This is a genomic window from Caldicoprobacter algeriensis, from assembly GCF_023838525.1.
Classification (GTDB): Bacteria; Bacillota; Clostridia; order Caldicoprobacterales; family Caldicoprobacteraceae; genus Caldicoprobacter; species Caldicoprobacter algeriensis.
The window spans coordinates 1-14,938 of the sequence record NZ_JAHUQD010000012.1 but is presented as its reverse complement, the minus strand read 5'-3'; the positions used below and the strand labels follow the sequence as shown (position 1 = coordinate 14,938).

The 14,938-nt window shown below is 48.5% G+C and carries 11 protein-coding genes and 1 tRNA gene; 10 read left to right on the top strand and 2 right to left on the bottom strand.

The features are described 5' to 3' along the window. Positions 1-193 precede the first annotated feature (193 nt). From KVG29_RS08110 to KVG29_RS08070, 9 genes are all read left to right on the top strand, one after another. Positions 194-2,365, top strand: a complete 2,172-nt coding sequence (locus tag KVG29_RS08110; protein WP_252227805.1) for a polyribonucleotide nucleotidyltransferase — start codon at positions 194-196, stop codon at positions 2,363-2,365. A 111-nt stretch (positions 2,366-2,476) separates the two neighbouring features. Then, on the top strand, positions 2,477-3,187 hold the full coding sequence (locus tag KVG29_RS08105) for a polysaccharide deacetylase family protein (RefSeq protein ID WP_252227733.1): 711 nt from the start codon (positions 2,477-2,479) through the stop codon (positions 3,185-3,187). Positions 3,188-3,261: 74 nt separating this feature from the next. Next, entirely contained in the window at positions 3,262-4,527 is a 1,266-nt protein-coding gene (locus tag KVG29_RS08100) for a M16 family metallopeptidase (RefSeq protein ID WP_252227732.1), read from the top strand. 78 nt (positions 4,528-4,605) lie between these two features. Then, positions 4,606-5,985, top strand: a complete 1,380-nt coding sequence (gene miaB, locus KVG29_RS08095) for a tRNA (N6-isopentenyl adenosine(37)-C2)-methylthiotransferase MiaB (protein ID WP_252227731.1) — start codon at positions 4,606-4,608, stop codon at positions 5,983-5,985. 73 nt (positions 5,986-6,058) lie between these two features. Further along, positions 6,059-8,683 carry a DNA mismatch repair protein MutS gene (gene mutS, locus KVG29_RS08090; protein WP_252227730.1) on the top strand — a complete coding sequence of 875 codons (2,625 nt, stop codon included), beginning with the start codon at positions 6,059-6,061 and terminating at the stop codon, positions 8,681-8,683. Positions 8,684-8,694: 11 nt separating this feature from the next. Further along, the gene (gene mutL / locus KVG29_RS08085) at positions 8,695-10,527 is read left to right on the top strand and encodes a DNA mismatch repair endonuclease MutL (RefSeq protein WP_252227729.1); all 1,833 of its coding nucleotides are present in this window, start codon (positions 8,695-8,697) and stop codon (positions 10,525-10,527) included. Between the two features lie 13 nt (positions 10,528-10,540). Further along, positions 10,541-11,512 carry a tRNA (adenosine(37)-N6)-dimethylallyltransferase MiaA gene (gene miaA / locus KVG29_RS08080; RefSeq protein ID WP_252227728.1) on the top strand — a complete coding sequence of 324 codons (972 nt, stop codon included), beginning with the start codon at positions 10,541-10,543 and terminating at the stop codon, positions 11,510-11,512. Between the two features lie 79 nt (positions 11,513-11,591). Further along, the gene (gene hfq, locus KVG29_RS08075) at positions 11,592-11,897 is read left to right on the top strand and encodes an RNA chaperone Hfq (protein ID WP_252227727.1); all 306 of its coding nucleotides are present in this window, start codon (positions 11,592-11,594) and stop codon (positions 11,895-11,897) included. A 129-nt stretch (positions 11,898-12,026) separates the two neighbouring features. Further along, entirely contained in the window at positions 12,027-13,328 is a 1,302-nt protein-coding gene (locus tag KVG29_RS08070; protein ID WP_252227726.1) for a methionine gamma-lyase family protein, read from the top strand. A 49-nt stretch (positions 13,329-13,377) separates the two neighbouring features. Here the strand turns inward: KVG29_RS08070 and lexA are convergent, their stop codons facing one another. Then, on the bottom strand, positions 13,378-13,992 hold the full coding sequence (lexA, locus tag KVG29_RS08065) for a transcriptional repressor LexA (RefSeq protein ID WP_338084633.1): 615 nt from the start codon (positions 13,990-13,992) through the stop codon (positions 13,378-13,380). Positions 13,993-14,177: 185 nt separating this feature from the next. Here lexA and KVG29_RS12510 point away from each other — a divergent pair, with 185 nt between their 5' ends. After that, entirely contained in the window at positions 14,178-14,495 is a 318-nt protein-coding gene (locus KVG29_RS12510; protein ID WP_252227724.1) for a LysM peptidoglycan-binding domain-containing protein, read from the top strand. Between the two features lie 61 nt (positions 14,496-14,556). Here KVG29_RS12510 and KVG29_RS08055 read toward each other — a convergent pair. After that, positions 14,557-14,632: transfer RNA gene (locus KVG29_RS08055), tRNA-Trp, on the bottom strand. Positions 14,633-14,938: the final 306 nt, after the last annotated feature.

The following is a 14,938-nucleotide window of genomic DNA, read 5'->3' as shown; positions in this document are numbered from 1 at the left end:
GCTGAGGCGTGTAATGTCCTCACACGCTACCTAGGGAATAACGCCGATGATAACTGATAATAGAAAGATTTTTTCAAAGTAAGAAGATATAAATTTGACGGATAAGATAAACTAGATGTAGTTTAATTTTTGATTGGATAAACTTATAACAAATAACAAGAATTTAAGCATGAAAGGAGATGAATGGTTGGGGATGGAACACAGGATATACACCACAGAGGTAGCAGGTGCCAAAATTACGGTTGAGGTAGGAAAGCTGGCTGAACAAGCAAATGGTGCTTGTACTGTACAGTGCGGCGATACCGTAGTGTTTGTGTCGGCTACAGCTTCCGACGAACCCAGGGAAGGGATAGACTTCTTCCCGCTTACCGTGGATTTCGAGGAAAAGCTGTATGCTGTAGGGCGCATCCCTGGAGGATTTATAAAGAGGGAAGGTAAGCCCACCGATAAAGCCATATTGACCGCCAGGCTGATCGACAGGCCTCTGAGGCCTCTGTTCCCCAAAGGGTACCGCAACGATGTACACATAGTGGCTATGGCTTTATCGGTAGACCCTGACTATCCACCTGATGTGTTTGCCATGCTGGGTTCCTCCATTGCATTGAGCATTTCGGATATCCCCTTCTTTGGACCCACGGGTTCTGTGGCTGTGGGAATGATCGATGGGCAGTTTATCATCAACCCCACCAGTGAGCAGAGGGAGAAGAGCAAGCTACACCTGATCGTTTCGGGCACAAAAGATGCCATACTCATGGTAGAGGCCGGAGCAAATGAAGTAACCGAGGCTGAGATGCTGGATGCAATAATGTTTGCTCACCAGTATATCAAGGAGCTGGTGGAATTCCAGGAAAAGATCGTTCAGGAGGTTGGGAAGCCCAAGCGCCAGGTTGAGCTGTATGCACCCGACCCCGAGGTTGAAGCGCAGGTAAGGGAATATGCCACCGAAAAGATAAGGGAAGCCGTCAGAACGCCCGACAAACGTGAACGCGAACAAAGGATGAGCGCGGTAGAGAAAGAGGTGCTGGAGCATTTTGCAGAGACCTTCCCTGAAAAAGAGGCCGATATCAAGGAAGTGCTCAACATAATAACCAAAGAAGTCGTTCGCACCATGATACTCAAAGAGGGCATAAGGCCTGACGGGAGGACGCCAAAGGAGATCCGCCCCATACACTGTGAAGTGGGGTTGCTCCCGCGTACCCATGGTTCGGCATTGTTCCAGCGTGGGCAGACTCAGGTGCTCACCACCTGCACTCTGGGGGCGCTGGGCGATGTGCAGGTACTGGACGGGCTGTGGGAAGAGGACTTCAAGCGTTATATGCACCATTACAACTTCCCGCCCTACAGTGTAGGCGAGGCGCGGCCAATGAGAGGTCCAGGTAGGCGCGAGATAGGTCACGGCGCGTTGGCAGAACGGGCGCTGGAACCCATGATTCCCAGCGAAGAGGAGTTCCCATACACCATTCGATTGGTATCTGAAGTGATGAGCTCCAATGGTTCCACCTCTCAGGCCAGCGTGTGCGGAAGTACACTGGCTCTCCTGGATGCGGGTGTACCCATAAAAGCGCCGGTAGCTGGAATAGCCATGGGATTGATAAAGGACGAAGAAACCGGTCAAGTGGTGATACTATCCGATATCCAGGGATTAGAGGATGCTACAGGTGATATGGACTTTAAAGTGGCCGGCACTGCAAAAGGCATTACCGCAATACAGATGGACATCAAGATAATGGGCATTGACCGAAACATACTGGAAATGGCTCTGGAGCAGGCACGGGAAGGACGCTTATTTATACTGGATAAGATGATGCAGGTCATATCCGAGCCGAGAAAAGAGGTATCGCCTTTTGCACCAAAGATTGTTTCCACCACCATCAGCCCTGAGAAGATCCGGGAGGTGATCGGCCCTGGCGGTAAGACCATTAACAGGATAATAAGCGAAACGGGTGTAAAGATCGATATACGAGAGGACGGAAGGGTGTATATTTACTCTCCCAACATAGAGGATGCAAAGAAGGCGCTGACCATGATAGAGAACATAACCAGGGATGTGGAAGTGGGCCAGATCTATTCCGGGAAAGTGCTGCGAATTACTGATTTCGGTGCGTTTGTTGAAATACTGCCAGGGAAGGAAGGCTTGGTTCACATCTCCAAGCTGGCGCACGAAAGGGTCAGACGGGTTGAAGATGTGGTAAAGGTGGGTGATGAGATTACCGTTAAGGTAACCGACATCGATGAACTGGGACGCATCAACCTCTCAAGAAAGGATGTCTTGCCACCTCCTCCAAAAAGCGAAGTGAACAGGCGATCGCCTCAACACCATCAGCGCAAAGCAGGTAGTTCTTCTTTAAGGAGAAACCAGAAATAAAACATAAACTGTTTTAACAGTTTATGTTTTATTTTATTTTTATCATATATCTTTTCACCCGCTGAATACCTATTTTAATGGAACATTTTTGTTCAGGGGTGAAAAGATTTTATGATTATCGTCTTAAGGAAAAAGACTTTGATCCTGTGCTTCGCGGTGGCCGCACTAATAGCCTTTATTCTGTCTTCAGGGCGTGGTGAAGCGCTGTACGTGCTCAGCTACCTCTCATCGGGAAACCCAATATACAAGGGAGATGAATCTCAGCCCCGGGTTGCATTTGAGTGCAACGTGGTATGGGGTACCGAGTATGTGCCCGCAATGCTGGACATATTCAAACAACACGGCATAAAGATCACCTTTTTTATAGGCGGGCAATGGGCCGAGCAAAATCCCGAGCTGCTGAAGAGAATGGTACAGGAAGGGCATGAGCTGGGCAACCACGGGTACAGCCATAAGTACCACAGCAAGCTCGACTTAGAACAAAATCGCGAGGAGATAATGAAGGCCGAAAAGGCGATAGAAAGGATAACAGGGGTTAAGACCCGCCTTTTTGCACCGCCTTACGGGGATTTCAACAGTGCCACCCTGCAGGCTGCTCGGTCCCTGGGGTACAAGACCATCATGTGGAGCATTGATACCATTGACTGGAGAGGCGACGGAGTCGACAGCATCATTAAGAGGGTGTTTAAAAATCCCCACAACGGCGCTTTTATCTTGATGCACCCGACGGAAGACACCATAAAGGCGCTGCCGCTAATCATAAATGGCCTTCGCCAGAGGGGTTACGAGATTGGGCGTATATCCGATTTGCTGAATGAATGAAAAGCCATATCATCCGTGATATTTTGATAAAATACTCTCTGAAATTAAAAAGTCAAACAGGAAAGGTGAAATGGATGTATAAGAGATATCAACTCGACAATGGGATACGAATCGTAACAGAGAAAATTCCATATTTCCGTTCGGTATCTATAGGTGTATGGTTTGCGGTGGGCTCTCTTTACGAGGATTTTGAGAGCAGCGGTATGCCGCATTTTATCGAGCACATGCTCTTTAAAGGTACCAAAAACCGTACTGCCAAGCAGATCGCCCAGGCCATGGATGCTGTGGGAGGCCAGCTGAACGCCTTTACGGCAAAGGAATGTACCTGCTATTACAGCAACGTGATCGATGAACACCTGCCGCGGGCCATAGACGTCCTGTCGGATATGATCATCAATTCCTTGCTGGACCCCGTTGAGATGGAAAAGGAAAAGGGCGTCGTGCTGGAAGAGATACTGATGTATGAGGATTCGCCAGAGGATCTGGTACATGACCTGCTGGCCGAAGCCCTGGTGGGCAAGCACCCGCTGGCAAATTCCATACTGGGCAGCCAAAGATTCATACTTGACCTCAACCGTGAGAGGCTGGTTTCTTTTTTGGATGAAAAATATTTGCCGCAAAATACGGTGATATCGGTAGCTGGCAACTTTGATGAACAGCAGTTGATCGATTTGTTAGAGAAATTTTTTGGGGATTGGAAGAAACAGTCAGACTATACTGTAGGACAATGTAGCGTCCCGGCGCCCCTTTATCAGTCGAGGAACCTCTTTAAATGGAAGGATATAGAGCAGGTACACATGTGCATTGGGTATCCAGGGATACCGCTGGGACAGGACGATACGTATCCTCTCATGATATTCAACAACCTCTTTGGCGGAGGCATGAGCTCACGGCTTTTCCAGAACATAAGGGAGGACAAGGGGCTGGTGTATTCCGTCATGTCCTATCCGTCTTTTTACACCTGCGGTGGCCTGTTTACCATCTATGCCAGCATGAAGCCATCGCAGGCCAAGAAGGTGGCAGATTTGATCATGGAGGAGATACAGAAGGTCAAGACAGAGGGTATTTCCCGCGATGAGTTCAATACCGCCAAAGAACAACTGAAAGGCAACTACATTTTAGGGCTGGAAAGCAGCAGTAGCAGGATGAACGCGATAGGGAAATCTGAATTGCTCCTGGGAGTGGTAAGGACCCCCGAGGAGATACTTGCCAAGATTGAAAATGCCACAATGGATGACGTGATGAGAGTGGTAGACCAAGTTCTATCTCCCGATACCATGGCCATTGCGGTGGTGGGCCGTGAAAATGTGCTGGATGGCACTAGTTATGACGCGTCTTGAGGTTGTAGCTTGCATAAAGCTGTGTACCAGGATATAATAATCAATGAAACGTAAAAAGGAGATGCAAGGGAGGCTAAAATGGCGATAAGGGTGGAACAACTGGATTACATCGAGGCTGTAAGGCAGCTGACAGATGATAGGAATCTTAAATACCATATAGTGACATATGGCTGCCAGATGAACGTCCATGATTCCGAAAAGCTGGCCGGCATGCTGCTTGAAATGGGGTACCAGGAGACGCCCAACATTGAAGAAGCCGACCTCATACTCTTCAATACCTGCTGTGTACGCGAGCATGCCGAACAGAGGGTCTACGGAAACGTAGGGGCACTGCAGCCATATAAGCGCAAAAAGCCAAACCTGGTCATTGGCGTTTGCGGGTGCATGATGCAGCAAAAGGGAGCGGCCGAGGAGCTCATAAAGAAGTTTCCGTTTGTGGATCTGGTGTTCGGCACGCATAACCTGCACCATTTCCCCAAGCTGCTGTACGAAGCCCTGTCAACTGAACATCCGGTTGTGGAAGTGCTGGATGAAGAAGGAGGAATAATAGAGAGGTTAAGGCCGCGCAGAGCCACAGGCGTATCGGCCTATATCACCATAATGTACGGCTGCAATAACTTCTGCACCTATTGCATCGTTCCGTATGTTCGCGGCCGCGAGAGGAGCCGAAGACCCCAGGATATATTAGACGAAGCCAGAGAACTGGCGCAGCAAGGTTACAAAGAAATTACCCTGCTGGGGCAGAACGTGAATTCCTATGGCAAGGACCTGGGCGGTGAGTACCTGTTCCCCGACCTGCTGAGGGACGTGAATAAAATTGATGGTATTGAGAGGATCAGGTTTGTTACCTCCCATCCCAAGGACCTGTCCCAGGACCTCATAGATACGATGGCGGAATGCGAAAAGGTATGCGAGCACATTCACCTGCCGCTTCAGGCTGGGAGCGATCGCATACTTCGCAAGATGAACAGGCATTATACCAGAGAGGACTACCTCAAGCTGGTGGACAGGCTTCGCGAGAGGATTCCCGGCATAGCCATTACCACGGACCTAATAGTCGGTTTCCCGGGAGAGACCGAAGAGGACTTTCAAGATACCCTTGACATGGTGAGAAGGGTGCAGTACGATTCGGCGTTCACTTTTATGTACTCTCCGCGGCGGGGTACGCCGGCTGCTACTATGCCTGATCAGGTGGATGAAGATGTCAAGAAGGACAGGCTAAACAGGCTGATAGAACTCCAGACCGAGATAAGCAAAGCCAAAAATCAACAGTACTTGGACAGGGTTGTTGAGGTGCTGGTGGAAGGTGTGAGCAAGAACAATCCCGAAAAGCTGTCGGGTAGAACACGTACAAATAAGCTGGTGCACTTCGAAGGGGATGAAGGGCTGACAGGACAGCTTGTAAATGTGAAGATTACGCTTCCCAAAGCCTGGACGCTGGATGGAGTTTTAGTGTGATAGAATATCAAAGCTTGGTTGCAGCGACAATGGTTGAAAGCGATTACGTGGTTGATGATGGGGAGGTTTTTGTATGGCTGGCCTTACTCCCATGATGCAGCAATACATGAAAATCAAAGAGCAATATAAAGACGCTCTTCTTTTTTTTAGGCTGGGGGACTTTTACGAGCTGTTCTTTGACGATGCCGTAATAGCCTCAAGAGAGCTGGAAATAGCGCTGACCGGCCGGGATTGCGGCTTGAAAGAGCGCGCCCCCATGTGCGGCGTTCCCTATCACTCGGTTGAGGGGTACATTGCCAGATTAATCGAAAAGGGCTACAAAATTGCCATATGCGAACAGATGCAGGATCCTGAAGAGACCAAGGGCCTGGTGGAACGGCAGGTGGTAAGGGTTATAACGCCAGGTACGGTGCTGGAAGACTCCATGCTGGAGGAAAAGAACAACAACTACCTTGTATCCATATTCAAGGACGGACCGAATTTCGGATTTTCAATAGTGGACGTGTCAACTGGTGAATTCTACGTTAGCCAGATCACAGGGCAGAATGCTCAAGCTAAATTGTTGGACGAGCTATCCAGGGTCGCTCCACGAGAGATATTGATAAACCAGAGCGCCGAGCTTGATCAGCACCTGCTGGGCACATTGAAAGAACGGTGTTCGCCCTTTATCACCCTTTACCACGAGTGGGCATACAGCTATAATTCCGCATACCAGAAGCTCATACAGCACTTTTCGGTGCATTCCCTGGAAGGGTTTGGCTGTCAGCACATGGGTTACGGCATCTGTGCAGCCGGCGCGCTGATGGAGTACCTGACCGAGACGCAAAAAAACGCCCTGCGCCATATAACCCGCATTAAGCCCTATTACCTTGAGTCCTACATGGTGCTTGACGCCGCCACCAGGAGAAACCTCGAGCTTACCGAGACCATACGGGAGAAGGACAAAAGGGGTTCGCTGCTGTGGTTGCTTGACAAGACCAGCACTGCCATGGGTGGCCGACTTATAAGGAAGTGGATACAGCAACCCCTCATAAAAAAGGAAGAGATAGAGTACCGGCTGGATGGGGTTGAGGAGCTTTGCAGCGACAGGATTTTGCTGGATGACCTGTGCGCCATGCTGAAGCGTGTCTACGACCTTGAGAGGCTGATGGCACGCATATCTTACGGCACTGCCAACGCACGGGACCTGCTCTCCCTCAAGCAGTCGGTGAAGAATCTACCCGATATAAAAAAGCTGGTGGAGCATTGCAAGTCTGCCATACTCAAAGATGCATACGTTAACCTGGATACCTTGGATGACATATACAACTTGATTGAGGAGTCCATTGCCGAAGACCCTCCGCCCACCATCAAGGATGGCAATATCATAAAGGACGGATACGACGCCCAGCTTGACCAGTACCGAAGAGCCATGCGTGAGGGCAAAGAATGGATCGCTTCTCTCGAGCAGAAGGAAAGGGAGAAAACCGGCATAAAGAACTTGAGGGTGGGCTTCAATAAAGTGTTTGGCTACTATATCGAGGTTACCAAGTCATATTACGATATGGTGCCCGAATACTATATACGCAAGCAAACCCTGGCCAATGCCGAACGATATATCACTCCCGAGCTTAAAGAGATGGAAGACACCATTTTGGGTGCAGAGGAAAAGAGCGTTCAGCTGGAATACCAGATCTTTCTGAAAATAAGGGAGGAGATTGCCAGGCACGTTTACAGGATACAGGCCACAGCTCAAATAATCTCGACTCTGGATGTTCTCTGTTCCCTGGCAAAGGTGGCCATAGAGAACGATTATGTGCGCCCCCAAATTACCACCGATGGCGTTATTTCCATAAAAGAGGGGCGGCACCCGGTAGTGGAAAAGACCTTATCCAGCGGCATGTTTGTGCCAAATGACACATACCTTGACAAGATGGACCATCGCCTGATGATAATCACCGGCCCCAATATGGCCGGGAAAAGCACTTACATGAGGCAGGTGGCCCTCATAGTGCTCATGGCCCAGATAGGCAGCTTTGTCCCTGCCCGTGAGGCCAAAATCGGCATAGTAGATAGAATATTCACGCGTATAGGGGCATCGGACGACCTGGCTGCCGGTCAAAGCACCTTTATGGTTGAGATGAACGAGGTGGCCAACATACTGCACAACGCCACTCCAGACAGTCTGCTCATTCTGGATGAGATCGGCCGAGGGACCAGCACATTCGATGGCCTCAGCATCGCATGGGCCGTGATAGAATATATCTGCACGCAAAAGTCTCTGGGCTGTAAGACCCTGTTCGCCACCCATTATCACGAGCTCACCGAGCTGGAGGGCAAGCTGCCGGGCGTCAAAAACTACTGCGTATCCGTCAAGGAGCAGGGGGATAACATCATATTTCTAAGGAAGATCGTGAGAGGTGGTTCTGACAAGAGCTTTGGGATACAGGTGGCTAGGCTGGCCGGCCTGCCTGAACCGGTCATTGAAAGGGCCAAGGCCATACTGTCCCAGCTTGAAGAATCTGACATCGCCAGGAAAAGCTCTGCTGCCACCTCCTATGTAGCCGAGAAAAAGCCTACGGGTGAGCAGCTTTCATTTTTTATCCCAAGGCCATCGGAGATTGAAGAGGAGCTTAAAAGCATCGACGTTTTGAACATCACTCCCATTGAGGCGATGAACATTCTGTACCGCCTGGTCGAGAAGGCCAAACAGCAATAGGAGGGGATCCTTTGCCCAAAATCAACATACTGGATGAGTTTACCATAAATCAAATAGCGGCGGGCGAGGTAGTTGAAAGGCCGGCCTCGGTAGTAAAAGAGCTGGTGGAGAACTCCATAGACGCCAGCAGCTCTGCCATTACGATAGAGATAAAAGATGGCGGCATACCCTTCATCAGGGTTACCGACAACGGAGAAGGGATGGACCAGCAGGATGCCCGGCTCTGCTTTGAACGCCATGCCACCAGCAAGATCAAGTCTAGCGACGACCTTTATGAAATCCATTCTCTGGGGTTTAGAGGCGAGGCGCTGGCAAGCATAGCGGCTGTTTCGCAGGTGGAGATATTCACACGGCCGCGCAACTCCCTGTCGGGTACCCACGTCATAAATCACGGTGGCAACGTTATATCGGTACAGGAGGTGGGATGCCCTGAGGGCACCACAGTAATCGTTAGAAATATATTCTACAATGCGCCGGCGCGGCTTAAATTCCTCAAAGCCCCCAGAACGGAGGCGGCATATATCAGCGATCTGGTGGCTAAGCTCATACTTGCTCACCCAGAGATTTCCTTTCGTTATATAAACAACGGCAAGGCTGTATACCATTCCCCGGGAAATGGCGACTTGTTGTCGGCCATAATATCGGTATATGGAAGGGAAGTAAGGGGGCAGGTCATCAAGATAGACAGAAGCGACGATAAGAGCGGTTTATCGATTTATGGGTACCTGGGTAGGCCATCGCTTGCCAGGATGAACCGCAATCACCAGTCGTTTTTTGTCAATGGGCGCTACGTAAAAAGCCCTCTGCTGTCGAGGAGCCTGGAGGAAGCCCATCGCTCTTATCTGCCCCTTCATCACTTTCCGTGGGCTGTTCTGCATATAAGCATACCAGCCAGCCAGGTTGACGTAAACGTACATCCCGCAAAGACCGAGATAAGGTTCAGGCAGGAAGAAGAGGTGTACTCGCTCATATTCCAGTGGGTCAGGGAAGCACTAGATGCACACCCATATATTCCTGATATAAAACACGAGGACATTCAAGAAGCAAGCCATCCTGATGCCCCAAATCAAGATGGCAAGGAAATTGATCAGGTTGATGTGAGCTCTCAAGAGCTAAAACTTAAGCAGGAACAGGTATCGTTTTTAACAAGGCCGGAGCAGGTCAGGCATGTCTATGTATATGACGACCGTTTTGAGCAACAGGAGAAAAAATATGCCAGTGAAGGTTTAGACCGAAAAATTTATGAGCATAATATAAATGGGCTGGTAAATTTTAAGATTGTTGGAAGGATCTTTTCAACCTATGTCATAGTAGAAAGTGAAGACAGCGTGTTTTTCATAGACCAGCACGCGGCCCATGAACGGCTGATATATGAGCAGCTTAAAAGGAGCATGGCTCAACACAACGTGGCCAGCCAGCAGCTTTTGCCTCCCGTAGTAATCCAGCTTTCACACGATGAGCACATACTGCTTCAGGAGGCTCTGGAGGCCTTTAAATCGCTGGGATTTGAGCTGGAGCCGTTTGGAGGAAACGCATGGGCCGTAAGAGGTATACCGGCTGTAGTGAGTGGGGCGAGTATCAAGGAGCTGTTTTACAATGTTTTGGACCAGTGGAAGGGGGAGCGAGATGCACATCTCTCTATCGCATTCAAACCACATGATATAATGAAAATAGCCTGCAAGCACGCTGTAAAAGCGCGAGATCCTCTATCAGACAGGGAAATTCTGTCCCTGCTTAACGATATCCAGGACAAAAAGATCCCTTTGACCTGTCCGCATGGAAGGCCAATTGTAGTAACCATTACCAAGTACGAGCTGGAAAAGAAGTTCAAAAGGATACAGTAGGGGGAATTGAAAGATGGAGAAAAAGCCTTTGGTGGTGATCGTAGGGCCAACTGCTGTAGGAAAGACCAAGCTGTCCATTGAGCTTGCCAAGGCTTTGAACGGAGAGATCGTATCGGCCGACTCCATGCAGATATACAGGTATATGGATATAGGCACTGCAAAGCCTACAGCGGAAGAGCGACAGGGGATACCCCATCACATGATGGACATCATCGATCCGGGTCAGGAGTTCAGCGTGGCGGAATACCAGAGATTGGCGATCCAGGCAATTGATGATATACACAGTAGAAGTAAGCTTCCCATAGTGGTGGGGGGCACAGGCCTGTACATAAAATCCTTGCTGTATCCCATGAATTTTACCGATGCCTCCTATGATCCAGAGTTCAGAAGAGAACTTCAGCGCCAGGCTGAAACCATGGGGAAAGAATACCTTCATAAGAAGCTTCAGGCTGTGGATCCCAAAACGGCAGCACGGCTTCATCCCAACGATGTGCGCAGGGTGATCAGGGCTCTGGAGGTATATCATCTGACAGGGAAGCCCATGTCGGAATACAATCAGGAACTGGAAAAGATGGACTATAAATATAACGTGGCCATGATAGGGCTTACCATGGACAGGGCAAAGCTGTACGAGAGGATTAACCAGCGAGTGGATGAAATGATAGAAAAGGGGTTGCTGGATGAGGTAAAGCGGCTGCTTGACAGGGGTTATACTAGGGATATGATATCCATGCAGGGCCTAGGTTATAAAGAGCTGATCGATTACCTCCAGGGCAAGGTATCGCTTGAAGAAGCAATATACATATTGAAGCGGGAGACGCGTCGGTATGCAAAACGCCAGCTCACCTGGTTCAGGGCCCAAAAGGATATCGTATGGGTAAATGTGGATCAGTTTGAATCGCATGAAGCCCTGGTCAAGCGGTGCTTGGCTTATATAAAAGAAAAGTTGAACATAAATTCCCAAAATCATCTTTTAAACAATTGAAAAATCGTGTATAATATTAACAAAATAACAAAATAAGGTATAAATTTTACATATTATTTTTGAAGGGTGGTTAATTGAAATGGCGAACAAGGTTACGATTCTTTTGCAAGATGCTTATCTCAATCAGCTACGCAAGGAGCGGATACCTGTTACTATTCACCTGATCAACGGGTTTCAGCTCAAAGGGCTGATCAAGGGTTTTGACAATTTCATCATCCTGTTTGAGAGCGAAGGCAAACAGATGATGATATATAAGCATGCTGTTTCTACCGTAACCCCAGCCCGACAGGTTACCTTTGCGAGCGTCAATAACAACAATGCGTCCAATAATAACGCTAACAATGTCAGCAAGGAAAAAACAAATTCTTCTGAAGCTGGAAATTGATGGTTAAAATCGGCTTTGTGACGTTTTTATGTGAGTCTGGTTCGAAATCCTTTGGCTTTATAAGCTGTAGCGCAGCGTGTTGCGGCTTGGCCAAAGGGTTTCGCATTTTAAAGGGGGAGAATTGTAGCTTTGAGTTTGAAATCGATACAACAGCTGTACAATGATCTGGACATACCACAAAAGGTGGCCGAATTTGTCCAAGACGCCCATGACAAGATAAAAGCAATATTTGAACGAATAGATGCGCTGCGGGAGTATCACCAGGCTAGGATTTTGAAATTTATGGGCGAGTGCCAGGTCAGCCAGAGGCACTTTTATCCCTCCACCGGATACGGGTATGGAGATGAAGGAAGAGATACGCTGGATAGGTTGTACGCGGCAGTATTTGGAGGTCAGGATGCTTTGGTGCGCCCCCAGTGGGCTTCTGGAACCCATGTCATAAGCGACTGCCTGTTTGCCCTGACAAGGCCGGGTGACATCATTCTGTCGATTACCGGAAAGCCATATGACACTCTGGAGCAGGTCATTGGCCTGGGGAAGCAGCCATCTGACGGTTCACTGGCTGAGTGGGGAGTGGGCTACAAGCAGGTTGATTTGACTCCCGGAGGGAATATCGATATGCCGGCCGTGCTGTCATTGCTGGAAAACCAGAAGATTAAGCTGGTCTTGATACAGCGCTCAAGGGGATACAGCCTGAGGCCTTCGCTGTCTGTGCAGCACATCAAAAAGGCCATACAGGATATAAAGAGCAAGAGAAGCGACGTTTTTGTTGTGGTTGACAACTGCTATGGTGAGTTTACCGAGGAACTGGAACCGTGCCATGTGGGTGCAGACATGGCTGTGGGTTCTCTTATAAAAAATCCGGGAGGCGGGCTGGCACCAACAGGAGGATATGCAGTTGGTACCAGCAAAGCCATTGAGAAACTGTCGTATCGCCTAACCTGCCCGGGAGTGGGTAGGGAAGTGGGTTCATACGCTGCCCCTTATACGCCGTTTTATCAGGGCTTATTTCTTGCTCCCCATGTGGTGGGAGAAGCACTAAAAGGTGCTGTGCTGACGGCAAAGGTGTTTCAGCAACTAGGCTATGTGGCATCGCCCAGCTGGGATGAACCGCGATTCGACATAATACAGTCAATACGATTGAGGAGCGCAGAAGAGCTCATCGCTTTCTGTCAGGCCATACAATCGGCTTCGCCGGTGGACAGCCATGTGCTCCCTTATCCCTGGGATATGCCTGGCTATCAGCATCAGGTAATCATGGCTGCTGGCACGTTTGTCCAGGGAGCGTCCATTGAACTGAGCGCAGATGCGCCACTCGTACCGCCGTATGTGGTGTACCTGCAGGGCGGCTTGACTTATGAGCACGTAAAACTTGCCTTGATGAAAGTGCTGGCTCAAATGTGCCATAAAGGATTTATCAGCCTCACATGATATCGTTTTAATATCATTGGTGGGTATCTCAATATATCATCTGATGATATCATCTGAAAAATCGTATTACACCTATTACTTTGCCCAGGATTGTCAATTCACGTACCAGAATGGGGTCCATATAACGGTTCTCGGGTTGGAGCCTTATATGGTCCTTTTCTTTATAAAACCTCTTAACGGTGGCTTCGTCTCCTATCAAGGCAACCACGATATCCCCATTTTCAGCGTGCGGCTGCTGTTTGACTATCACGTAATCGCCGTCCAAAATCCCCGCCTCAATCATGCTCTGGCCTTTGACCCTCAGCATAAAGACATGGCTGTTCGGCAGCATTTCTGCTGGAATGGGGAAGGTATCCTCGATGTTTTCAACCGCCAGTATGGGCCTGCCCGCGGTTATCTGGCCTACAATGGGAACATTGACCACCTCTTTTTTGGATAAAAAGGTGGTGTCCTCCAGGATCTCTATAGCCCTGGGCTTTGTGGGATCCCTTCGTATAAAACCGTTCTTTTCGAGCCTTTCAAGATATTCATGCACAGTGGATGTTGACCTTATGCCCAAGCCTTCGCATATCTCGCGTACCGAAGGCGGATATCCCTTGGTTTTGAGCTCTTTCTTTATAAACTCCAGTACCTTTCGCTGCTTGTCGGTGATGTTTTGGTACATGACTGTTGCTAAACCCCTTTCCATGTTTGCTGGATGTCATTATTATATCACGCTGGTGGCGTAAAATCAAACACATGTTCGCAAATTCGCGTTTTACCTCCTTGACAACGAACATAAGTTCGGGTAAAATATGGACAAAAGCACGAACATAAGTTCGGATTTACGTGTATGAGGAGGTAAACGCTGTGCCAAGGCAAATCAGGATCAAATCCAAAACCAGGTTTTGCATATTTCTGACAACAGTTATAGCCCTGTTTATTTCGCTCATAGCGGCTGTATGGAACGGAGGAAAAGCTGCCAGCGATATGGATTGGGTAGAGGTGGAGATAGTAGAGGGGGACACCCTCTGGCGTATTGCTGAGCGCACCTTGCCGCCGCACACCGATATCCGGGAGTACATACGCCAGATAAGGGAAGCCAACGGACTTAAAAGCTGCAATATAAGAGTAGGTCAAAAGCTGTTTATACCTATTTATGTTCGTAATGGAAATCCATTAAATTAGCATTCGATTCCCGCTAGAAAAATAAAAAAGGAAAGAAGTGTTTTGTTACTCCTTTCCTTTTTGGCAGGGGAGGCAGGACTCGAACCCGCAACCAACGGTTTTGGAGACCGCTACTCTACCAATTGAGCTACTCCCCTATATTCAACCCAGTGACGCTTATTATTATATGATATTTGCTTTCTTAAGTCAAGAACCCTTTTAATTTTATTTTTGCCTCTAAATTGCAATATTAAATGCAACACTTTTTTAAAGGAAAGTATGATATAGATATCCAAATTTTTACTGTTTAAAATGTAAAACCTTATGTTGTCAAGGAAAGGGTGGAGATTTTCGAGCGTAAGCGAGAAAATACTACCCGACCTTGACAACATAAAACAAATGATATAATTGTTTCCAGGCCATTTGGCATACCTGGCCAAATGGCCTTAACTGTAAACTATCAT

Coding starts and splice junctions, on each gene's coding strand:
- KVG29_RS08110 (WP_252227805.1), top strand. CDS start 194: ATGGAACACAGGATATACACCACAGAGGTAGCAGGTGCCAAAATTACG.
- KVG29_RS08105 (WP_252227733.1), top strand. CDS start 2,477: ATGATTATCGTCTTAAGGAAAAAGACTTTGATCCTGTGCTTCGCGGTG.
- KVG29_RS08100 (WP_252227732.1), top strand. CDS start 3,262: ATGTATAAGAGATATCAACTCGACAATGGGATACGAATCGTAACAGAG.
- miaB (WP_252227731.1), top strand. CDS start 4,606: ATGGCGATAAGGGTGGAACAACTGGATTACATCGAGGCTGTAAGGCAG.
- mutS (WP_252227730.1), top strand. CDS start 6,059: ATGGCTGGCCTTACTCCCATGATGCAGCAATACATGAAAATCAAAGAG.
- miaA (WP_252227728.1), top strand. CDS start 10,541: ATGGAGAAAAAGCCTTTGGTGGTGATCGTAGGGCCAACTGCTGTAGGA.
- hfq (WP_252227727.1), top strand. CDS start 11,592: ATGGCGAACAAGGTTACGATTCTTTTGCAAGATGCTTATCTCAATCAG.
- lexA (WP_338084633.1), bottom strand. CDS start 13,992: ATGTACCAAAACATCACCGACAAGCAGCGAAAGGTACTGGAGTTTATA.